The following is a 22,018-nucleotide window of genomic DNA, read 5'->3' on the forward strand; positions in this document are numbered from 1 at the left end:
CCTTAATTGTCATCAGAACCTGAAGTACAGGAACGGATCGTTCATACCCTTGTACATGCAGTAAACGCATCCCCAGAATACTGCAAGGAGCAGTATCGCACAGAAAGGCGAACCCTTGATCTTCTTGTATATCATTTCGGGTATCCTTGTTGAGAACACTATGCCCGCAATGAAGAATTTGCGGTAGATGCCCCAGTACTTCACATAGTCGTCAGCCATGACCGCATAGGTTTTCTGCGGCAGGAAGGGCAGAAGTCTGCGGAAGTAGATACCGAGCTCGTGGAAATCTGTTATAGCGAACAGGAGCCAGGTAAGGGGAATCACAAGGAACATGTAAAGGTGTCCGACTATCCTGTATTTATTCAGGAAATCGCCGATAACGAAGCGTTCAAGCATAATAAGTCCGAACAGCACCAGTCCCCAGAGTACGAAGTTCCAGCTTGCGCCGTGCCAGAGACCTGTGAACAGCCATACTATCAGGAAGTTGCGGACTGTTTTCTGAGTACCCTTTCTGTTTCCTCCGAGAGGGATGTATATGTTCTCTCTGAACCACGAACCGAGTGTTATATGCCATCTGCGCCAGAACTCTGTCATAGTTACGGAAAGGTAAGGATAATCGAAGTTTTTCGGGATATCGAAAGCCATCATCTGACCGAGTCCCATTGCCATGTAGGAGTATCCCATGAAATCGAAATACAGCTGGAAAGAATAAGCGATTATACCCATCCACGCAAGCTTTGAGGAAATGCTCTCATAGCCGATATTGGCAACATCTCTCCAGAGACCGCCAAGCTGGTTTGCGATGAGGACCTTGTATCCGAGTCCTATGGTGAAGGTCTTGAGACCGTTCTCTATCTTTCGGGGAGTATGCTGTCTTTTTTTCAGCTGTTCCGCAACTGTCCCGTATGTAACGATAGGACCTGCAATGAGCTGAGGGAACATACTGATGTATGCGCCGTAGTTCACAAGACTTTGTTCCGAACGTGTTTTCCTTCGGTAAACGTCAATGATATAGGAAACGTTCTGGAAGGTATAGAAGCTTATACCGATAGGAAGGATAATATCCTTTACCGTCATATGCGTCCGGAGGAGTGCATTCGCATTTGTCAGGAAGAATCCCGAATACTTGAAGAACACAAGCCACCAGAAGTTGAAGATAATACCGAGAGTCAGCCACGCCTTGGCGGACCGTCGCTTATAGTAAATAAATTCGCCGATAATGAAATTGAACAGTATCGTAAGAAGGAACAGCATTATGTATATCGGGTTATTGAGAACACCCATGCTGTAGAAGATGATACTACCAAGGAAAAGTATCGCATTTTTATACCTTGAAGGAGTCAAGGCATATACTGCCATAAATGCAGGAAGGAATATAAAAATAAACTCCAGGCTGCTGAAAACCATTCTATCACCCTTTAATCTGAACTATATGGAAAGTGAGGGGTAAGAAACTGTTCACGGAGCGCTTGTCCGTGAATCAGAAAAAAACGGACAAAAACAAGTGTCCGCTGAAATATCCATCACAAAATGCCTATAGGGCATCTCTGAAAACCCATTTTGTTAAGGAAAAAACAGATAGGTGCGACAGAGGCAAGGAAAGCTCCCGAAGGCGTGCTGTCGCACTCCGAGGGAGTTTGACGCAGCATATGACGAGCATAGCCGTTTTTTCTTAAAAGTGGGTTTTTAGAGATGACCTATATACTATTCTACACGTTATTCGCAGTAAATTCAACAGATTTCGCCTTTTGTAACCATTTAGTAACCTTTTGCCGTAAAATTTTCTTTCAAAATCTGTTATAAATGCTCCATTTATTGCGAGTGTGTTTTATACAGGAGAATTTTTGCCGAATTTTCGCTTTTTTATTGACAATCCTTTATTTGTGGGATATAATTAACTCAACAGATTCTATTATATGTATCGATCTGCGTTACCACAATACGAAAGGAGCGATTGTTCATGAAAAAATCCAATGCAACTGCCCTGACCGCGGCATTGTTTGCGGCTGCGCTGAATTTTATCCCCGATAACGGGATCAGTGCCGATGCAGCGTCCGCCAACAACAATGAAACATCTTTCGATCCCGCTGTTATGGTATCTCAGGACCTTTACGGTCCGCCTTCAGTATTTACAAAGCCTGCTGATGAACCGACCTACGGTCCTTCAACAGAATTAATGGTTGCACTTTACGGCCCGCCTTCATTCTTCACATTGCCAGCTGTTCAGGACGATCCGGAAACTACCACAACAACAGCTACCGGATATCAGTCATTTATAAAGACAGATCTGTATGCTCAGCCTCTTTACGGTCCGCCTTCGGTAATATTTACCATACCTACAGGCGTTTTCACACCTGAAACCACTACCACTACAGCTGACGGAATTCCTTCATTCATTCTGACAGATATCAAAGAACAGCCTATGTACGGTCCGCCTGTATACATCAGGACTGACCCGTTTTTTGAACGTCCCACCACTACACAGACTACAACCAAAGCAAATACCGTAACAACACCCGTTACCGATTTTGAAGACAGAGTTCTTGCAGAATACAAATCATTCGGTGCGATCTACGGACCTATGCCCTATACAGGCGATCTCAACGGAGACAAGGTCGTAAACACATTCGATCTTATCCTTGCAAGACAAGCCGTCGTAACTCCTCCTACATCAACTTTCCAGTATGTATGGCACGGCGACCTCAACGGGGACGGTGTGTATTCAATAGCCGACGTTCTGCTTCTTAACAAGTACCTTGCAGGAAACGAAAAGGCAGTTCAGGAAGCCCGTGAAGAAACTTGGAAGAAATATGCTGAAGAACCGGTTACAGAACCGGCTACCGAACCTGCAACCACAATGCCGACTTATGCGGCATTATACGGTCCGCCTTCAATGTTTGAACGCTGATCGGAAAAGCGAAAATTCCGGCAGATTTTCCTACTTTGCGAAAGGAGTTTTGACCTATGAAAAAAACAAGTGCAACAGCGCTTACAGCAGCAGTTTTCGCAGCAGCTTTGAATTTCATGCCCGAACCCGGTTCAGCCGATGCCGCTTCACCGCAGCAGAATAGACAGGCCGATGCGGCTATTGTGACTACAACCACTACCACTATGCCGATGTCAGTTCCACTGTATGGTCCTCCGTGGATGTTCGAGCCTGCAACAACTCCTCAGGATAACGAGGATGCAGATACTCGTACTACAACAGTGTTTAACGAGGATCCTTATCTCGATGAAACAACAACTACTACTGCTGTAATGACTACGCCTCTCTACGGCCCTCCGTGGGTATTCGGAACCACAACCCAGAATGACGAGGATACCGAGGAAATGTATTCCACTACAACTACTGCTACCAATACCAAGCCTGCACCGGTACTCGAACCCGGCGACAGAGTTATCGCCGAGATAAACGAAAACCTCGGACCAATTTACGGTCCTCAGCCGTATTTCGGTGACATCAACAGCGACGGCAGAGTTAATACCTTCGATCTTGTATCCGCTAGACAGCTCATCGTTTCGCCTCCTGATGAAAACGATCCAATGGTTACTTTCCCGCTTGTGTGGGCAGGCGACCTCAATAAGGACGGCGTATTCTCCATTGCAGATATAGTAAAGCTCAACAAGTTCCTTGAAGGAAAGACCGACGCCGTTGAGACACAGAACAACGAAAACAATGAGGACATAAAAACTACAGGTACCAACGATGTATATGACCATCCCGACGGAACAACAACTACTACTTCTGTAATGGCTACACCTCTCTACGGCCCTCCGTGGGTTTTCGGACAATAATTTAAGGAGTTGAATATCCATGCTTAACGTTCAGACCAAGATAAATGATATGAATAAGGTACGACAGTACCGCGAAAGCCTTAAAGTTACCCCACAGCTGAAGCACCTCTTTCTCGAACTCACTCTGAGATGCAACGAGAAATGTCTCCACTGCGGAAGCAGCTGCGGCGACGTTCATTCCGAGGAGCTTACTCCCACTCAGTACCAGAAATTCCTTGCAGAGGTCAAGGGCGATTTCGGTGTTGAAAACAAAATGCTATGCATAACAGGAGGAGAACCGCTTCTCAGAAAGGATTTCTTCGATATCATGGGCTCCGCTGCCGAGCTGGGATTCCACTGGGGCATGACAAGCAACGGCACTCTCATCGATGACAGCGTTGCAAGAGACCTTAAACGTGTCGGTATGGATACAATTTCGATCAGTATCGACGGACTCGCCGAGCACCATGACGCTTTCCGCCGCACTCCGAACGGCTGGCAGAAAGCTATGGACGGTATAGAAAGTCTCCTGCGCGTGGGCGGTTTCCATGCAGTTCAGGCAACAACTGTTGTAACACATCAGAATATCGGCGATCTTGACGAGCTCTACCGCATTTTCAACGATATGGACATAGATTCATGGCGTATCGTCAACATCGAGCCTATGGGACGTGCAAAACAGTACCCTGAATACCTCCTCACCGAGGATGACTATAAATATATGTTCGAGTATATCCGCAATAAGCGTATCGCAGGCGAACCCGTAACTTACGGATGCAGCCACTATCTCGGCATGGAATACGAAAGAGAAGTCCGCGACTGGTACTTCCTCTGCACAGCAGGTACATACATTGCAAGTATCATGGCAAACGGCGATATCACCGCCTGTCTTGACATCGAACGCCGCCCCGAGCACATACAGGGAAATATCCTGAAAGACCGCTTCAAGGATGTATGGGAGAACGGTTTCAAGGAGTTCAGACGCGATCTCTGCGAAGAGAACGAAAAATGCGCATCATGTCAGGAAAGACAGTATTGCCACGGAGATTCCTTCCATAGCTGGGACTTCGATAAGCACGAGCCGCTGCTCTGCTTCAAGGATATACTGTTCTGATAAAAATATACATGCAAAAGATTCATATGTAATTATCGGGGGAAAACCTTTCTGAAGAAAGGTTCTTCCCCCGAACCCCTTTTCCAAAGACTTTCTGCCCCAAATTTTAAGCCTGGCAGGGTACTCTCTTATAGTATTACTAAACAAGTAGTTTTACATGAGTACCCTGTCAGGCTTAAAATTTAAAGTAAAGGCTCTGAAAAAAAGCAGGGAGATCATTCATCAGAATGATCTCGCCGATAAATAATATAAGCTTATGCATATAAATCCACTGTAACGTACTGCATTTACTGGAAATCAGCCTGTATTGCATAGACGTCACGAGGCAGCACTTCAATAGTAGTATCCGTTGAATATGCGTCTCCTACCCAGCCTGTGAAGGTGTGGCCTTCGGCAGGTACTGCTGTGAGAGTTACGGGGATATCGCTGAAATATCTGCATTTCCAGTTATTGTCAACGAACTGCGGTGATATCGTATTCACCTTTATGGTACCCATGCTCTGGTCGTTTACCCATAATGTCATATCGGAGATATCGCCTGCACCGAGTACGTTCTGAAGTCCGCCGATGAATACATCTGTACGTCCGCGGAAGAAGGATTTCAGAGTTCCGATGCTTGAAGGATATGTGCTGCTGAAGCTGGGGACTATATAGGCAGGTCCGAAGCGGTCGAAATGCTCCTTCATAACGGGCATGTACATTTCCTTATACTTCTCTATCATTGCCTCGACCTTGTCCTCTGTGAAGTTGTTATTGGCTATATCAAGGGCAGTGTTGAAGAAAAGTTGTCTGAAAGACTCATTCTCGTTCAGTGTCTTTGTGAAAATAACGGTATCGATGTCGGTGAATTGCGAATCTTCGATAGTTTTGGTTGAACCGCCTTCATTTCCGCCGTAAACGTTTGATGAGAAGTCCACATCGTAGAGCATCCAGCGCCAGCGTCCGTCGCCCTCGGCGTCATCAATCTTATTGCGCATTTTCCACATACGGTAGTTGTTTACGGAATCCTCATAGAAAAGATCCTCATTGCCTATGTACATCTGAGCTGCGAAATAGTCCGCCATGCTCTGTATATCAACCATATTGCAGAGTTTTTCGTAGTTCTCGGCAGATGAAAGGTCGTTGCCGCGGACGAATTCCAGAAGCTCCTTATAGTCTGCAAGGTCGGATTCTTCACCATCCTCAAGCTCGCCGTTCTTTATTATGACTACTTCCTTTGAGGGATAGCCGTAGCGCTCCTGTATATACTTGCCGCTGTAGTCCTCGTTTATGTGGTATACGCCCCAGAATTCGCCGTCTATAAAGGCTATTACGGGACGTCCCTGCTGTGTCTCGAAATCACGGTCCTTTACCAGTTCCTGAAGGCAGGGATCACGGAATTTAGTGCCCTGATTGTCGTTTGCACCGTTTCTTATAACGAATGTATCATACTTTGTTATGGCTGAACCTGTACTCGTTTTAGCATCGGGAATGAGTTCGTAGTCCACCTTGCCCGAGCCGTATTCCTTACGTGCATAGAACTTAAGGGACTTCTGTACCGCAGCTCTTGAAGCCTTGCCTGTTATCCTCATGCCCATGTCCTCGGAGAATCCGAGCTTTCCGTCGCCCTCGAAGAAATCGACATGTACAGGCTTTTCCCACTCTTTTCCGTGCTGAGTGAAGTTAGCCTCATACTTCCAGTAGGTATTTGAGGAGATGAGATCCTTATTAGCCTCATCGTCCTTGAAAGCATCCCAGACCTCGCCCAAGTTATAGATACCTGTCTTTTCGTTGTAGAGGTCGTCGGCGTTCACAGAGATAGAGATTATGGGAAGTCCGTTATATCTCTCTGAAAGGTCGAAGCCTATGAAGTAGCTTTTTGTAGCCACAAGACTGAGTCTGCCGTCCTTATCCGCAGCGGCAGCACGTATTACAGTGCCCTTTGCAACGGGATCTTTCGGTGCATAGAGCATACCTGCGCTTGGATAGGTAGTTTTGATGTTTGTTGAGAGGACGTTGTCTTCTTCGGACCTGTCCTCAACCTTTATGGGACCTGAATACTTCTGTGAATCAAGTGTGGGCATAGAGCCGTCCGTAGTGTAATATACGGTACAGCCTTCGGGAGCATTTATCTCCACGGACAGAGGTTCGCTGTAGAAACCGCTTTCCTCTGAAAAAGTCGGTGATTCGATATCTGCCGAATAAGCAGAGGCTTCTGATGATGATACCGAAGATGTTGATGAAGAACCGTTCCCCTTTTTATCCGAGCATCCTGTACCTGCCAGCGTAAGGAGCAGAGCCATTACAGCTGCGGCAGTTCTTTTTTTTCTGTATATAGAATGCATAGTATTTTTCTCCTGACTAAAAATATACAAGTTATATTATACAACAATATTGACCGTCAGTCAAGAGAATCTATGAAAAACCGCAATTATCTGTTAACAAATTATAAATAAGCAATTTTTGATATCACGGTGCTCTATACAATAGTAAGGAAACAGAAGATAAATCGGTGTGAAAAAGCTTGAAAAAGTGTGAAAACAGATAAAATAGTGAGATAAATTCAAAAAAATATAAAAAAACGCTTTGAATCGTCCTCGGATTATATTTGAAGTTCATATGAACCTGTGATATAATCATATCATCACGTGAGAGGAGTTCAATGATCATGATCAAATTTATCCCAGGTACTACAATCAAATATACCGAACAAGCAAGAGAATCCGCATTTTCGCTGATCTCGCCCGTCCTCGAAGCTACAGGCGGTCTTACACTGTCTCAGCTCTCGAAGCTCACAGGACTTGAAGGCTCAACTATCCAGAACTGGATCAAGCGCGGCTGGGTGTCCTCTACAAAGGGAAAGAAATACTCCGAAAAGCAGGTACTCAGGATACTTCTCATCAATATGCTCCGCGGGGCTATGAAGCTTGAGAGTATCGCAAACCTTATGACCTATATTAATGGCGACGTTGAAGATACATCTGATGATATCATCGATGATATAGCACTTTATAACGTCCTCTGCAGAATGATCTTCACCGCAGAAGACAAAAAGGCTTTCGAGCCGCAGGATATAAACGCTATCATTTCTGATGAACTGAAAAAGAGTCAGGCTGATATCCGCTCTGATGCGGATAAGCTCCATAAAGCCGCTTATGTTGCGGTAATGGCTTACAGAAGCGCTTATATCAAATCCGAAATGGAAAAGGTGCTTGAAGAGATAGTCAGCAGCTTGTAATGACATCATCCTTCTGAACGGAAATGGAATGGACTGCTCGGCAGTTTTACACATAACACGGAAAAGAACCGTTCAGGGAACGTTAAATATTATCTCCGCGGGAGGAGGATAAGTATGAAAAGTGAAAAGAATGAAGTGATGTTCGATTACGAACACGAAGAAAGTGCTGCAATGTATATCCCCGCAGGTCTTACTATTGGTATGCTGGTAGGTCTTGTGGTCGGCGAACTGTTTTTCAGTTCAATGTCCGGGGGAATGTTCATCGGAATGGCTGTAGGAGCTGCATCGGGAATCGTATCGGCTCTTGCAGAACACAGACGCAGCAGACACTGAAGAAAGACTCCCGCTTATATACGCTTTCACATTGAAAGCATCGGCTTTGTTTCTGACAAGGAGTAACAGATATGGCAAGATTTGAAGAATTAAGAAAAGACGGCTCGGTCAAGAGAAACTTCGGCTGGGTCAAGGCAGGCATCGTAGCAGTTATTGCTGTCGGACTTCTGCTCAGCTCATTCACAGTTGTTCCCGCAGGTAATACGGGAGTTGTACTTACGCTGGGCAAGGTCTCGGAAAGCAGCATGAGTGAAGGTTTCCACCTTAAACTGCCTTTCATACAGACAGTTGAACCTATGTCCAATAAGATACAGGTTTATGAGACTCCCGCATCGGCTGTCTCTAAGGACCTTCAGACAGTAAGCAGCACAATTGCGGTAAACTACAGACTCATCTCGGATAAGTCGCCCGATATGTACAAAAACGTCGGAACCGACTATCAGACCGTTCTCATAACTCCCGTATTGCAGGAGTGCATGAAGTCCGCAACAGCAAAGTATACAGCAGAACAGCTCATTACAGAGCGTGCCGCTGTAGGCGACGAGGTCAAGACAGCTCTTGATACAAAGCTTAACGGATACGGTATCTATATCGAGAAATTCAATATAGTAAACTTCGATTTCTCTGAGGAATTCAATAACGCTATCGAAGCAAAACAGGTCGCTGAACAGAATCTTCTTAAAACTCAGACAGAACAGGAACAGGCTATAGTAATTGCAGAAGCCAATGCAAAACAGAAGGTCATTGCCGCTGATGCAGAGGCAGAAGCTATACTCAAACAGGCTCAGGCTCAGGCTGACGCAAACAAGCTTCTTGAGGAATCTCTTTCCGAAAAGGTTATAGCTTATGAGCAGATCCAGAAATGGAACGGCGTTATGCCTAAGGTCACAGGCAGCGACGGCGGACTTCTTATAAACGTACCGCTTGACGATACGTCCTCCGCTCAGAACAGCGCACCTGTACAGAATACAGCTGAGGCTGAATGATTTCAGAGCAGATTAGCGGACGGGAAGTTCAGGTTCGCACCGGCTTCCCTCTGCATGGACCTGAGAGACAGCTCGTCTGACATGACAGGATCATTGGGAACTGATAAGAATGCGGATAGGGGTATCCGCTGAATAGTACGCCGAAGGCAGGGGTGCCCGAAGCGTACATGGGGTAAACATTGATGAAATGATCGGAGGTGACAATATGTTTTTTCCGCCAATACCGCTTATACGTAAGCATCATATAATCAAAAAACTCTCGGAGCACGGTGCTTTTGCGCCTGATTCGGCTGTCACCTTCAGTGATGCAGGGATCATAAATCCTGACGGCTTCAGGGGCGTTACAAAGAAGCTGCTCAGATCCGGGGAACTGGTATCCTGCCTCGACGGCAGATACTATATCGGTAAATAACTCATTTGCTGTGATGAACTCTTCCGCGGAGATGATATGCGGAAGAATGGGATGAAAATTGAATTGCGGCAGGGATATCCTCCCTGCCGCTTTCGTGCGTATGAAGTTTTACGTGTATTTTAGCGGGGGAAACCTTTCTGAGGAAAGGTTCTCCCCCGAACCCCTTTCCAAAGACTTTTTGCCCCAAATTTTCCTCCTTACAGGGTACTCTCTCAAAGTATTACTAAACCGGTGAATTGTCAATCCGTACCCTGTAAGGAGAAAAATTTAAAGTAAAGGCTCCGAAAAAAAACAGAGAGATCTCTCATCAGAAGGATCACCCCGATAATTACACATAAACCTTCCGTATCATAAAAAGTTTATTGAATAAATAAAACGACCTCCGCAGATACTATCAGCGGAGGTGACTTTATGTACGATGAAGATATGAAAATATATATCCCGTCCTGCGGCGAAAAAAACATCGAAGTCAGCAGCAGTTCCGAGGTCAGGATCTATCGTCCTTCTCAGCCTGAAGACAATCCGAACAGCACCCGTAAAACACCGTCTGTGAGGGATCAATGACGAACCCGTGATGCTCGGCTATATGCTCGTTGATGCCCATAAGATGATCGCAGTCAAGGTGGATAAGCTTACCACAGTGCAGACACTTAAGGTGGAAATGCTCATGGCAGTCCTTTGATTCGTCTATGAACTGATAGCAGGCGCCTGTTTTTCCGTCGAAGGAGTATTTGCGCACCTTTCCGCACTCTACAAGCTTATCCAGCTGGCGGTATATCGTTGCGGTACCTACGGGAGTACCCTCCGCCGTAAGGAAAGCGCTTATCTCCTGTACGTTGGTATGCTTTTCCTTGTTCCTTATCAGATAATCGAGCAGTTTTTCCTTCTGTCTTGTATTATATCCTGAATCCCGTTTCATTTGATCCTCCGAGAAAAAATTCTTCTGGTCATAAAAAGTTCCTATTAGAATGATACCACCGTAAAGCGAAATTGTCAAGTCCGCTCAGCGATAAGAACTCAGAGCACAGTGTAGGGGGCGACTCCTAACCGTCGCCCGTCCCCTCTGTCAGCTTCGCTGACATCTCCTAACAGGAGCGATGACCCTCTGTCAGCTTTGCTGACATCTCCCTACACTGTAGGGAGTTACCCCACACTGTGGGGAGTCACCCACATCGCCCCTTTAGTTTTCAGAAATCAGTGTAGGGACGGCCATTGGCCGTCCGCACAGTAATCAGAGATCAGAAAGTAGAAAGCAGTGTAGGGGCGCATTCCGTGCGCCCGTAATATCCCCAATAAATATGAATAGAACATTGTAGGGACGGCGATTCGCCGTCCGTTTTCATCCACATTTACATTATACATGCGGACGACCAATGGTCGTCCCTACAATATCAGGGTTACGTGCAATTGTACAAATCCCCACATTCAGATACATCCCCGACAGGCGACACCATAATTACGCATTAAAAAGGGCGCACACTGTGCGCCCCTGCTGCTGTAATATTATTTTTGGTACGACTCGGGAAGCTCCTTGATGACTTTTGCATCAAGCTTCTGTATCGAGAGAGCGTCCGAAGCTGTTATACCGTCGCCGCGCTGGTACACATCGGCGTTATCGATAGCCTGAGAAGTAAGCGGGAAACGCTTGGCATTGGCAACATACTGCAAAATGCACAGTGCGTCTGAAAGGTCAACTTTCTTATCGAGGTTAGCGTCACCGGCAAGGAAAGAAGAAGCGGTATTGCCGTCTGTGATGCGGATATAGCCGTTTTCAAAGCCGTTCTTCATAACCCACGCCTGCATGAGTTTACCGCTTTCGTCGTTTTTCTGGTTGGTAAACATGGTGTTCACGTATTTATTGTTGACCGTATCACGTTCCACATCCACTATTTCAAGTGGGAACTCATCCCCTGCCTTAACGTCCGAGGGGAGCTTTACCGTGATGCTGAAGAGTTCGCCGTCCACGCCGTAATTACCGCTTGCGCTGGCAATAAGACGGACTCCGTTAAGATCGGTTATCTTTTTTGTCTTTGTATCGAAATATTTTGAAGCGCACAGGTAGGAATTAAAATACTGGAGCGAACCGCCTTTTTCTGCGGACGGACGGCCGTCGCTGTCCTTTGATACCTGAAGGCGCTTATCGAAGCTTGTCCACAGCTCGACAGTCGCAAACTTTTTAGAAGCACCCTCAACAGTAAGGCTTATGCGCCTGTTGGGGGACTTTTTAGCTTCTTCCTCCGTAATGGTTATCTTAGGGAGGCTTATGGTCGGTTTGACTTCACTTTTCTCTATCTCTTCGGCGGTAAATCCGCTCTTATCCTCTGCAAAAGCCGCAGGGAACTGCATAGGCACCAGAGCCACAACTGCTGCCGCAAAAAGCGCAGCTAACTTTGACATCATCATCATATTTCCTCCGGACAGGCAGACAGTACTGCCTGAAATAAAACAATTGAAAAAAACCGCATATCTGCCGAAAAAAGGCAGGATATAACGCACTCTATCTATATAAATTAACACTTATATTATACATTAAGTGTAATTCATCTTCAAGAGTTATTTGAATTTTCGGATATATTTCTGTCACATGCACAACTGAGACCACTGCTATTAGCAAATTTGCACAAAAGAAAAAAGCAAAACCTGTAATCTTCTACTAAATTATGTATAAGTTAAATAATATCATTTTGCAACTACGTTGCGTGTAGAGCTATATTACATGTATTATTGGTGGGAATCATTCTGGTGAGAGTTTCCCTGATTCTTTTCTGAGCCTTTTACTTTAAATTTTCAGCCTGACATGGCACTCCTGTAAAACTACTGTTTTAGTGATACTGTGAGTGAGTGCCATGTAAGGCTGAAAATTTGGGGCAAAAAGTTTTAGGAAGGGAGTTTGAGGGAGAACCCTTTTTCAAAAGGGTTTCCCTCAATAAAAAACATAAATACTCTCCTGCTGGCAGCACAATTACCTGAATTTCTCCAAACGATACATAATTCCGTCCTCGGGTTCGGAGATGCCGTCCTTAAAGTCATATCCCATTTTGCGGTAGAACTCCACTGCTGTAAGGGAAGCAGGTATCTCAATGCGCTTTGCTCTCAGGAAGTATTCGTCCTTCTCCAGAGTTTCGATGAGTTTTCTGCCGATGCCTTTCCCCTGATATTCGGGGAGAATAAAAATAGTCAGCAGGATGCTTTCGGTAAGGCTTCCCCAATATCCTGCGATACCGCCTGTACCGATAATACGTTCACCATCACATATCACGTACATGTGTCGTTCTTTCGAGGCCTTTACCAGTTCTTCTGCCGAAAGACCTGCGATAATAGCTTCTATCTGTTCCGCAGTGTAATCCCTGCTGTTGCTTATCCTGAGTGTCTCTGCAATGACTTTTGCTGTATCCTCTGCATCTTTTTCCGTAAACGCTCTTATTTCCATATTTTTACCTCCATTCGTAAACAGAAATGCCATGATACTTCCGCTGAAATACCATGGCTTAAAAAGCTGTATTATCGTCCTTTTTTGGGACGGCTTTATCACTTTCTTCTTGTACCGTTCTTGCGGTCTGTACTTCTTTTCAGGTCGCCGATACGTTCTTCGCTTGTCTGTTTGAAGTGGGACATCATGTCCTCGAAAGTCATTTCAGACTGGGGAACAGTTTTCTTTGGTTCCCAGACGTTCGGACGGGGACGCTGTCCGCCGTTCCTGTCATTTCTTTCATTCCTGTCGTTTCTGTCGTTTCTTCTTGGGTGACGCTGCGCCGTCTCTTCGGAATTCTCGACTGCTTTTTTGATAGAAAGGCTTACCTTTCCGTTTTCGTTGATACCGATGACCTTGACCTTAACTTCCTGATCCTCTGTAAGGTGGTCACGTATCTCGCTGACATAGGTATTGGCAATTTCGGAAATATGTACCATTCCCGTACCGCCGCCCTCAATATCGACGAAAGCGCCGTACTGGGTGATGCCTTTTACCTTGCCGTTGTAGATCTTTCCAATTTCAAGCTGCATGTTATATATATACTCCTTATTTTATTAGTCTCTCGATGTGTCGTAGAATCTGCGCTCACCAGGATAAGCATAACCCCTTTCCTCAAGGGCTACACGTTCCATATACTCTGACATATCATCACTGTCGAGAACTATCTGCAGCTCTGCGTTTTCTTCCTCATAAGAGTCTATTTTAGCCTGTATAGCGACCATTTCCTTTTCCTTTGCACGGCAGTCACGTTCGGTGGTATAGAGCAGGATACCGCATCCGATAACAACTGCAACAGCAACGAGCTTAAGGAGACCTTTGTTGAACAGGCCCATTCCTTTAAGTGTTTTGACATTTTTTGATGGCAACGTTTTTCACGTTCTTTCTCTTTATATTTTCTTTTTTATTATACATCAAAAGCAGTAGCTTTAGCAATAGCATTTTTATTTTTTTAATAAAAATAACAATTTTTTGGAACATCCCACAAATTTGACCACTGCTTTTTTACTTTTCATTGCAAAAACCTTTTTCAGTGGATAAGCTGCAATCTTTAAAACCGCCGTGATAAGTCCCAGAAGCTTACGCAGTGTACCAAGCACGAAACTGCCGAGAGTGAAGAAATACAGAGTGTACCCCAAAACGCCGCCAAGCAGGTAATACAGCCTGAAAACTCCCCTTGCAGCGGTGAAAGAGAACACAGCGAAAGCGAGTCCGCAAAGCGAGAGAAAGACAAGATCCTCGATAGCCGTAAGCAGGGTGTTATGGGGAAATACAAGCCTGAACACACGCAGGACATCGTAAGCAACACCGATCACTGCACCGAATATCACCGACAGGAAAAACAGTACCAGTTCCTCGTGCAGGGAAAAGAAGGTATCAGGCACATTCATCGGAAGAGCCTCCCCAGCCACGAAAGAGGACCTTTTCTGTCCCTGTCGCCGTAAAACACCGCCCATATATCTCCCGATACGGACATATCGCCGTTCTCGGTGCTGATAGTGTCTATGTGAAGCTCCCTGCCCTGTATGGTCAGTTCACCGAGACAGGTGTAGAGGCTTATCTCGTTTTCGTCGAAGCCTTCAACGTCGGTTACTCCCGAAACGGTCATACTGCTCCTGCCTTGTATGTATATCTCGTGTATCTTGCCGTTTGTTTTCTCCTGCATACCGCACCGCCTTTCTTCTTTCCATAAATATATATGCTCCCTTTTAATGCGTAATGCGTAATTATGGTGTTCATGTCGGGGACGTATCTGAATGTGGGTATTCGTACAATCGCCACAACCCTGATACCATGTAGGGGCGCATTCCGTGCGCCCTTTTTAATTCGGAATTCGGAATGCGGAATTATTGTGTCCCCTGTCGGGGACGAATCTGAATGTGGGTATTCGTACAATCATCACAACCCTGATACCATGTAGGGGCCGCCTTCGGCGGTCCGTTGTATATGACCGTATATATTGGATCATGCGGGCTGCCAAAGGCAGCCCCTACAGGGGTTCTATAATTGTGTTTGGTCATCACGGGCGCACGGAATGCGCCCCTACGATTGTTTTACCATAAATGTACGGTTATCTGCGGACGGCCAATGGCCGTCCCTACACTGCTTTCTGATTTCTGAAAACTAAAGGGGCGATGTGGGTGACTCCCCACAGTGTGGGGAGATGTCAGCGAAGCTGACAGAGGGGACGGGCGACGGTTAGGAGTCGCCCCCTACACGGTATCAGGGTTGCATGCGGTTTTACGTGTAATGACGGGCGCACGGAATGCGCCCCTACACTGCTTTCTGCTTTCTGATTTCTGAAAACTAAAGGGGCGATGTAGGCATCGCCCCCTACAAATCAAATGTGAACGATTTATGAACGTCCTGCTCATCTTTACAGTGTGAGCAGTTGAGCAGTTGAACTTAAAAAAGTGCTTGCATTTTGTAAAACGATGTGATATAATAGTCATCGACAGGGGAGCTTGTATACAGGCTGAGAGGAAGGTGCAACCTTCGACCCTATTACCTGATTTGGATAATGCCAACGTAGGGAGCTGTATGATGTTATGTCTGAGGGAGCTGCGTTTGCAGTTCCCTTTTTTGTTATTTAAGGAGGTATTTCAATGCTTACTATCAACGGTAAAGAATATGAATTCAACGGCAGAACAGTCAGCGAGGTCATAGCAGAGCTTGGCTATAACGAACAGCAGATAGCTGTCGAGCTGAATGAATCCATAGTGCCAAAGGCTCAGTACAAGAGCACTGTCCTCTATGAGGGCGACCACCTTGAAGTAGTTCGCTTTGTGGGAGGAGGCTGATATGTGCATCCCCACAAGAGAGGAAATGTATGCGGCACTTGCCGAACGTCACGGTGAGGAGCTTCAGAAGAAGCTTTCTGCCGCATCTGTCGCCGTCTGCGGACTCGGCGGACTCGGCTCGAATATTGCCATTGCACTTGCCCGTGCAGGCGTTGGGAGCCTTCACATAATCGACTTCGACAAGGTTGATATATCCAACCTCAACCGTCAGCAGTACTTCCCCGAACAGCTCGGTATGTTCAAGACTGATGCGCTTTACGATACACTGAAACGCATTGCGCCATACTGCGATATCACAAGGGACTGCATTAAACTCAACGATGAGAATATCCCCTCTCTCCTTACCGAGGATATCATTGCCGAGGCTTTCGATAAAGCCGACCAGAAGGCAATGCTTGTAAACTGTATACTGGAGAAGATGCCCGGAAAATACCTTGTATCGGGTTCGGGAATGGCAGGTATAGGCTCATCCAATACCATAAGAACAAGGCGCATAACAGAGCGCTTTTATCTCTGCGGCGACGGTGTTGCCGATGTTGCAGACGGTCTCGGACTGGTTTCATCAAGAGTTCTTGTATGTGCGGCTCACGAAGCAAATGCCATTATACGCATCATTGCAGGAGAAACCGATGCCTGCTGACATTCAACTGCTCAACTGCTCAACTGCTCACACTGTAAAGATGAGCAGGACGTTCACAATTTGTTCATATTCATGAACAAAGAGCGCAGATATCAGAAAGCAGAAAGCAGTGTAGGGACGACCACTGGTCATCCGCAGATAACCATATAATTATGGTAAAACAATTGTAGGGGCGCATTCCGTGCGCCTGTGATATCCTCGATAAATAGGAATAGAACATTGTAGGGACGGCGATTCGCCGTCCGTTTTCCCCCATATCTGCATTATACATGCGGACGGCCAATGGTCGTCCCCACAATGGTATCAGGGTTACAGGTGGATGTACGTGTAATGACGGGCGCACGGAATGCGCCCCTACACTGCTTTCTACTTTCTGATTTCTGAAAACTAAAGGGGCGATGTAGGCATCGCCCCCTACAGGGTATCAGGGTTACAGGTGGATGTACGTGTAATGACGGGCGCACGGAATGCGCCCCTACACTGCTTTCTACTTTCTGATTTCTGAAAACTAAAGGGGCGATGTAGGCATCGCCCCCTACAGGGTATCAGGGTTACAGGTGGATGTACGTGTAATGACGGGCGCACGGAATGCGCCCCTACACTACTTTCTGATCTCTGATCTCTGATTTCTCAATTACGCATTAAATAAAAGGAGTAATAAACATGAATGACGATAAGCTTATCATAGGCGGAAGGGAGTTCAGCTCCCGATTCATACTGGGTTCGGGAAAATATTCCCTCAACCTCATAAAGGCTGCTGTAGAGTATGCAGGTGCAGAGATAATAACCCTTGCAGTACGCCGTGCAAATACTGCCGAGAGCGAGAACATCCTCGACTATATCCCGAAGGGTGTAACTCTCCTTCCCAACACATCAGGCGCAAGAAACGCCGACGAGGCTGTACGTATCGCACGTCTTGCCCGTGAACTCGGCTGCGGCGACTTCGTTAAGATAGAGATAATGCGTGATACCAAGTATCTCCTCCCCGATAATCAGGAGACCGTTAAGGCTACCGAAATACTGGCAAAGGAAGGCTTCGTGGTAATGCCCTATATGTACCCCGACCTCAATACTGCCCGTGACCTTGTGAACGCAGGTGCGGCATCCGTAATGCCCCTTGCATCGCCTATAGGCTCGAATAAGGGACTCGCTACAAAGGACTTCATACAGATACTCATTGACGAGATAGACCTTCCGATAATCGTGGATGCAGGTATAGGACGTCCCTCACAGGCATGTGAAGCAATGGAAATGGGAGCGGCTGCGGTAATGTCCAACACAGCTCTTGCAACAGCAGGCAACCTTCCCGTAATGGCAGAGGCTTTCAGGCAGGCTATAGAAGCAGGAAGAAAGGCTTATCTTGCAGGTCTCGGACGAGTTCTCACACGAGGCGCTTCGCCCTCTGATACTCTCACAGGCTTCCTCCACGACTGATCGCAGTTGTCAGAGCGCAGAAAACAGAGCGCAGTGTAGGGGCGCATTCCGTGCGCCCGTTGGTACACGTACAATTGCCTGCAACCCTGACACTTTGTAGGGACGGCCATTGGCCGTCCGCACAGTAATCAGAGATCAGAAAGTAAAAAGCTGTGTAGGGGCTGCCTTTGGCAGCCCGCATGAACCAATACATACGGTCATATACAACGGACCGCCGAAGGCGGCCCCTACAGTGTATCAGGGTTACATGTGGATGTACGTGTGCCAATGGGACGTCGGGACGCCGTCCGTTTTCATCCACATTTACATTATATATGCGGACGACCAATGGTCGTCCCTACAGGGTATCAGGGTAACGGGTAATTGTACGAATACCCACATTCAGACCGTCCCCGGCAGGGAACACAACAATTATCATTTATTCATTAATTCTGAATTAACAAAGAAGGTCATATAATGGAAAACCAGTATTTTGTGGACTCGGATAAGCTGTCCGAAGCCGCACTCGAAAAAAAACACCGCCTTGAAAACGATCCCTCCTCACGTACCGACCACATGGAGTACATGGAGGGCATGGAGCATATAAAGTCCGATATCATGGACAAGGTACTCTCGGAAATGAACAGCTTCGATTACAGCAGATATACTGCCGTGGACGTTAACCGCGCGCTTAATCACGAGGTCTGTTCCGTTGAGGACTTCAAGGCACTCCTTTCCCCTGCCGCCGCTCCCTTCCTGGAGAAAATGGCCGCAAGGGCAAGACTCGAAACACAAAAGCATTTCGGCAACACGGTCTATCTGTTCACGCCGCTGTATATCGCCAACTACTGCGAGAACTACTGCGTTTACTGCGGATTCAACTGCTATAACGACATCCGCCGCATGAAGCTCTCTATGGAGCAGATAGAACACGAAATGAAGGTCATCTCGGAAAGCGGCATGGAGGAGATACTCATTCTCACAGGCGAAAGCAGAAGCAAAAGCGGTATAGAGTACATAGGCGAAGCCTGCAGGCTCGCAAGGAAATACTTCCGTATGGTGGGAATAGAGGTCTATCCCGTAAATACCGATGAATACCGCTATCTGCACGAATGCGGTGCGGACTACGTTACAGTGTTCCAGGAGACCTACGACAGCACACGCTATGAACAGCTCCACCTTATGGGACACAAGAGAGTATTCCCCTATCGCTTCGAGGCTCAGGAAAGGGCACTCATGGGCGGTATGCGAGGTATAGCATGCTCTGCGCTTCTCGGTCTTTCAGACTTCCGCAGGGACGCTCTTGCAAGCGCTCTCCACGTTTACTACCTTCAGAGGAAATACCCACAGGCTGAGATATCCCTCTCCTGTCCGCGTCTCCGTCCCATTATCAACAACGAAGCCATCAACCCTCTGGACGTTCACGAAAAGGAGCTTTGTCAGGTACTCTGTGCATACAGGATATTCCTTCCCTTCTGCGGTATAACCGTTTCGTCAAGAGAGAGCGAGTCCTTCCGCAACGGCATAGTGAAGATAGCCGCTACAAAGATTTCCGCAGGCGTTTCAACAGGCATCGGCGACCACGAAAGCAAGTATACGGGAAAGGAGAGCAGTTCGGCAGAGGGCGACGAGCAGTTCGAGATAAACGACAGCAGAAGCCTTACAGCTATGTACAGGGATATGTCCGCTGAGGGACTTCAGCCCGTACTGAACGATTATCTCTATGTCTGATATCATATGCGTGACCGACAGAAAGACCTGCTGTGAGGACTTCCTTACACGTATCGAAAGAATAGCAGAGCTCAGCCCCAAAGCCATTGTTCTCAGAGCAAAGGAGCTCACCTCCGACGAGTATACTTCCCTTGCGGAAAAGGTAGTTAAGATATGCGAGCGTTACGGCACTGACTGTATCCTGCATAATTTCACGGATACGGCAGTTTCCCTCGGGTGCAGAAAGATACACCTTCCCCTGCACAGGCTTACAGTGCTTGACGAGGATATACGTAAGAGTTTCGGTACCATAGGTGCTTCATGCCACAGTACTGACGATGCAATTACTGCCGCAGAGTACGGAGCTTCCTATATAACAGCAGGACACATTTTCCCTACGGACTGCAAAAAGGGACTTCCTCCCCGAGGTCTTGAATTCCTCAGTGAGATATGCCGTTCGGTGGAGCTTCCCGTTTACGCAATAGGCGGCATATCCGCGGACAATATAGACGATGTGCGTAAGGCAGGTGCGGCAGGTGCATGCATCATGAGCGGACTTATGAGCTGTCCCCGTGAAAAGATACGGGATATACTTGATATGTAGGAGGTAACTCATGTTATTCAATAAAGATATGCTGAGGCTGTATGCCATTACCGACAGGGAATGCCTCAGAGGACGTGACATCGTTTCGCAGGTGGAACAGGCTGTACTTGGCGGAGCTACCATTATACAGCTTCGTGACAAGGGACTTTCACAGTCCGAGGTCATAGATACCGCAAAAAGACTTCTCCCCGTATGCCACAGCTTCGGAGTTCCCCTTATAGTTAACGATGACTATACTGCCGCACTTGAAAGCGGTGCGGACGGAGTACACGTAGGGGCAGAGGATGCCTCTGTTGCCGAGATAAGGCGCATTGCAGGCGAAGGCTTCATCATCGGAGCTACCGCAAAGACAGTTTCGCAGGCATTGCTTGCACAGGAACAGGGTGCGGACTATTTAGGCGTCGGAGCAGTTTTCCCCTCCCCCACAAAGACAAATGCCATACGCATAACCCCTCAGCAGTTAACGGAGATATGCGGAAGCGTCCATATACCTGCCGTAGCTATTGGCGGTATAAACCGTGAAAACGTCCACGTAATAAAGGGCTGCGGACAGTGCGGCATTGCCGTTGTATCGGCTGTTTTCGCCGCCGAGGACGTTAAAGGAGCCGCCGCAGACATGCGTAAGGCGGCAGAGGAGGTATGCTCATGAAGGCGGTTCTCACTATAGCAGGAAGCGACTCCTCGGGAGGCGCAGGCATTCAGGCTGATATCAAGACCATGACAGTAAACGGCGTGTTCGCTATGAGTGCGGTAACAGCTCTTACAGCGCAGAATACAATGGGTGTGCGTTCCGTTATGGAAGTCTCTCCGCAGTTCCTTGCAGAGCAGATAGATGCGGTTTTCGAGGATATACGTCCCGATGCGGTGAAGATAGGAATGGTATCCTCTCCCGAACTTGCCGAGGTCATTGCCGAAAGGCTCATTTACCACAAAGCACAGAATATCGTTACAGACCCCGTAGCTGTAGCCACAAGCGGTTCTGCACTCTCCACATCCGACGCTTACGAGGCAGTGAAGAAAAGACTATTCCCCATTTCTGCGGTTATAACTCCCAATATCCCCGAGGCTTCACTTATATCGGGCATGGACTTGCAGTCGGAAGCGGACATGGAGAAAGCCGCTGTATCTATAGCCGGAAAGTACGGCTGTGCGGTCCTCTGCAAGGGGGGACACAGTCTCAGCGATGCAAACGATCTTCTTGCAATGCCCGACGGTCAGATGAAGTGGTTCAGGGGCAGACGTATAGACAACCCGAATACCCACGGTACAGGCTGTACTCTTTCAAGCGCCATAGCGACATATCTTGCAAAGGGATGCAGTCTTGCGGAAGCCGTTGAACACGCAAAGGAATACATATCGGGTGCGCTCTCTGCAATGCTCGATCTGGGACACGGAAGCGGTCCACTTGACCACGGATACAGTTGTCATAGCTGAGAACTCAGAACTCAGAAAGTAGAAAGTAGTGTAGGGACGACCATTGGTCGTCCGCAGATGACCGTACATATATGGTTAAACAATTGTAGGGGCGCATTCCGTGCGCCCGTC

23 protein-coding genes and 1 riboswitch are annotated in these 22,018 nt (G+C 47.1%); of the genes, 14 read left to right on the plus strand and 9 right to left on the minus strand.

What is annotated here, in order from left to right; genetic code table 11:
• Positions 1-12 precede the first annotated feature (12 nt).
• The gene (locus BT127_RS04855; RefSeq protein WP_075423902.1) at positions 13-1,407 is read right to left on the minus strand and encodes an MBOAT family O-acyltransferase; all 1,395 of its coding nucleotides are present in this window, start codon (positions 1,405-1,407) and stop codon (positions 13-15) included.
• Between the two features lie 553 nt (positions 1,408-1,960).
• On the opposite strand from BT127_RS04855, the gene BT127_RS04860 reads away from it, so the two are divergent.
• Genes BT127_RS04860 through BT127_RS04870 form a run of 3 tightly spaced genes read left to right on the plus strand, consistent with a single transcriptional unit; the run spans position 1,961 to position 4,888 of the window.
• Positions 1,961-2,908, plus strand: coding sequence for a dockerin type I repeat-containing protein (locus BT127_RS04860; protein ID WP_075423903.1), 948 nt, complete (start codon positions 1,961-1,963; stop codon positions 2,906-2,908).
• A gap of 56 nt (positions 2,909-2,964) precedes the next feature.
• The gene (locus BT127_RS04865) at positions 2,965-3,795 is read left to right on the plus strand and encodes a dockerin type I repeat-containing protein (protein WP_075423904.1); all 831 of its coding nucleotides are present in this window, start codon (positions 2,965-2,967) and stop codon (positions 3,793-3,795) included.
• 19 nt (positions 3,796-3,814) lie between these two features.
• Positions 3,815-4,888, plus strand: a complete 1,074-nt coding sequence (locus tag BT127_RS04870; RefSeq protein ID WP_075423905.1) for a radical SAM/SPASM domain-containing protein — start codon at positions 3,815-3,817, stop codon at positions 4,886-4,888.
• 287 nt (positions 4,889-5,175) lie between these two features.
• Here BT127_RS04870 and BT127_RS04875 read toward each other — a convergent pair whose 3' ends face one another.
• On the minus strand, positions 5,176-7,212 hold the full coding sequence (locus BT127_RS04875) for a CotH kinase family protein (protein ID WP_075423906.1): 2,037 nt from the start codon (positions 7,210-7,212) through the stop codon (positions 5,176-5,178).
• A 323-nt stretch (positions 7,213-7,535) separates the two neighbouring features.
• Here BT127_RS04875 and BT127_RS04880 point away from each other — a divergent pair, with 323 nt between their 5' ends.
• From BT127_RS04880 to BT127_RS04895, 4 genes are all read left to right on the plus strand, one after another.
• Positions 7,536-8,105, plus strand: coding sequence for a DUF1836 domain-containing protein (locus BT127_RS04880; protein WP_075423907.1), 570 nt, complete (start codon positions 7,536-7,538; stop codon positions 8,103-8,105).
• Positions 8,106-8,219: 114 nt separating this feature from the next.
• Positions 8,220-8,438, plus strand: a complete 219-nt coding sequence (locus tag BT127_RS04885) for a DUF1269 domain-containing protein (RefSeq protein ID WP_075423908.1) — start codon at positions 8,220-8,222, stop codon at positions 8,436-8,438.
• 71 nt (positions 8,439-8,509) lie between these two features.
• Positions 8,510-9,424, plus strand: coding sequence for a prohibitin family protein (locus BT127_RS04890; RefSeq protein WP_075423909.1), 915 nt, complete (start codon positions 8,510-8,512; stop codon positions 9,422-9,424).
• 205 nt (positions 9,425-9,629) lie between these two features.
• Positions 9,630-9,836, plus strand: coding sequence for a hypothetical protein (locus BT127_RS04895; RefSeq protein ID WP_075423910.1), 207 nt, complete (start codon positions 9,630-9,632; stop codon positions 9,834-9,836).
• Between the two features lie 487 nt (positions 9,837-10,323).
• On the opposite strand, the gene BT127_RS04905 is transcribed toward BT127_RS04895, so the two are convergent.
• The 7 genes from BT127_RS04905 to BT127_RS04935 form a co-directional block, all read right to left on the minus strand.
• Positions 10,324-10,755 carry a Fur family transcriptional regulator gene (locus BT127_RS04905; RefSeq protein ID WP_075423912.1) on the minus strand — a complete coding sequence of 144 codons (432 nt, stop codon included), beginning with the start codon at positions 10,753-10,755 and terminating at the stop codon, positions 10,324-10,326.
• 584 nt (positions 10,756-11,339) lie between these two features.
• Complete coding sequence (locus tag BT127_RS04910; protein WP_139275419.1) at positions 11,340-12,242, minus strand: hypothetical protein; 903 nt, start codon at positions 12,240-12,242, stop codon at positions 11,340-11,342.
• A gap of 556 nt (positions 12,243-12,798) precedes the next feature.
• Positions 12,799-13,266 carry a GNAT family N-acetyltransferase gene (locus BT127_RS04915; RefSeq protein ID WP_075423914.1) on the minus strand — a complete coding sequence of 156 codons (468 nt, stop codon included), beginning with the start codon at positions 13,264-13,266 and terminating at the stop codon, positions 12,799-12,801.
• A 98-nt stretch (positions 13,267-13,364) separates the two neighbouring features.
• Positions 13,365-13,838, minus strand: a complete 474-nt coding sequence (locus BT127_RS04920; protein ID WP_075423915.1) for a S1 RNA-binding domain-containing protein — start codon at positions 13,836-13,838, stop codon at positions 13,365-13,367.
• A gap of 24 nt (positions 13,839-13,862) precedes the next feature.
• Positions 13,863-14,174 carry a hypothetical protein gene (locus tag BT127_RS04925; RefSeq protein WP_075423916.1) on the minus strand — a complete coding sequence of 104 codons (312 nt, stop codon included), beginning with the start codon at positions 14,172-14,174 and terminating at the stop codon, positions 13,863-13,865.
• Positions 14,175-14,249: 75 nt separating this feature from the next.
• Positions 14,250-14,696, minus strand: coding sequence for a spore cortex biosynthesis protein YabQ (gene yabQ, locus BT127_RS04930; RefSeq protein ID WP_075423917.1), 447 nt, complete (start codon positions 14,694-14,696; stop codon positions 14,250-14,252).
• Positions 14,693-14,971, minus strand: a complete 279-nt coding sequence (locus BT127_RS04935) for a YabP/YqfC family sporulation protein (protein ID WP_075423918.1) — start codon at positions 14,969-14,971, stop codon at positions 14,693-14,695. The genes yabQ and BT127_RS04935 overlap by 4 nt, the downstream gene beginning before the upstream one ends.
• A 781-nt stretch (positions 14,972-15,752) precedes the next feature.
• Positions 15,753-15,858: riboswitch (TPP riboswitch) on the plus strand.
• 53 nt (positions 15,859-15,911) lie between these two features.
• Here BT127_RS04935 and thiS point away from each other — a divergent pair.
• The 7 genes from thiS (at position 15,912) to thiD (ending at position 21,907) form a co-directional block, all read left to right on the plus strand.
• A complete protein-coding gene (gene thiS, locus BT127_RS04940; RefSeq protein WP_075423919.1) occupies positions 15,912-16,106 on the plus strand; it encodes a sulfur carrier protein ThiS in 195 nt (64 codons plus the stop codon).
• A 1-nt stretch (position 16,107) separates the two neighbouring features.
• Positions 16,108-16,746 carry a sulfur carrier protein ThiS adenylyltransferase ThiF gene (gene thiF / locus BT127_RS04945; protein WP_075423920.1) on the plus strand — a complete coding sequence of 213 codons (639 nt, stop codon included), beginning with the start codon at positions 16,108-16,110 and terminating at the stop codon, positions 16,744-16,746.
• Between the two features lie 663 nt (positions 16,747-17,409).
• Entirely contained in the window at positions 17,410-18,180 is a 771-nt protein-coding gene (locus BT127_RS04950) for a thiazole synthase (protein WP_075423921.1), read from the plus strand.
• Positions 18,181-18,636: 456 nt separating this feature from the next.
• Positions 18,637-19,890 carry a 2-iminoacetate synthase ThiH gene (gene thiH, locus BT127_RS04955; protein ID WP_075423922.1) on the plus strand — a complete coding sequence of 418 codons (1,254 nt, stop codon included), beginning with the start codon at positions 18,637-18,639 and terminating at the stop codon, positions 19,888-19,890.
• Positions 19,883-20,473: a thiamine phosphate synthase gene (locus tag BT127_RS04960; RefSeq protein WP_075423923.1), complete on the plus strand. Its 591-nt coding sequence runs from the start codon at positions 19,883-19,885 to the stop codon at positions 20,471-20,473. The genes thiH and BT127_RS04960 overlap by 8 nt, the downstream gene beginning before the upstream one ends.
• A gap of 10 nt (positions 20,474-20,483) precedes the next feature.
• On the plus strand, positions 20,484-21,122 hold the full coding sequence (gene thiE, locus BT127_RS04965; RefSeq protein WP_075423924.1) for a thiamine phosphate synthase: 639 nt from the start codon (positions 20,484-20,486) through the stop codon (positions 21,120-21,122).
• A complete protein-coding gene (thiD, locus tag BT127_RS04970) occupies positions 21,119-21,907 on the plus strand; it encodes a bifunctional hydroxymethylpyrimidine kinase/phosphomethylpyrimidine kinase (protein WP_075423925.1) in 789 nt (262 codons plus the stop codon). Before thiE ends, thiD begins: the two co-directional genes overlap by 4 nt.
• The last annotated feature ends 111 nt before the right edge of the window (positions 21,908-22,018 follow it).

Source organism: Ruminococcus sp. XPD3002 (genome assembly GCA_900119535.1).
Lineage (GTDB): Bacteria > Bacillota > Clostridia > Oscillospirales > Ruminococcaceae > Ruminococcus > Ruminococcus flavefaciens_H.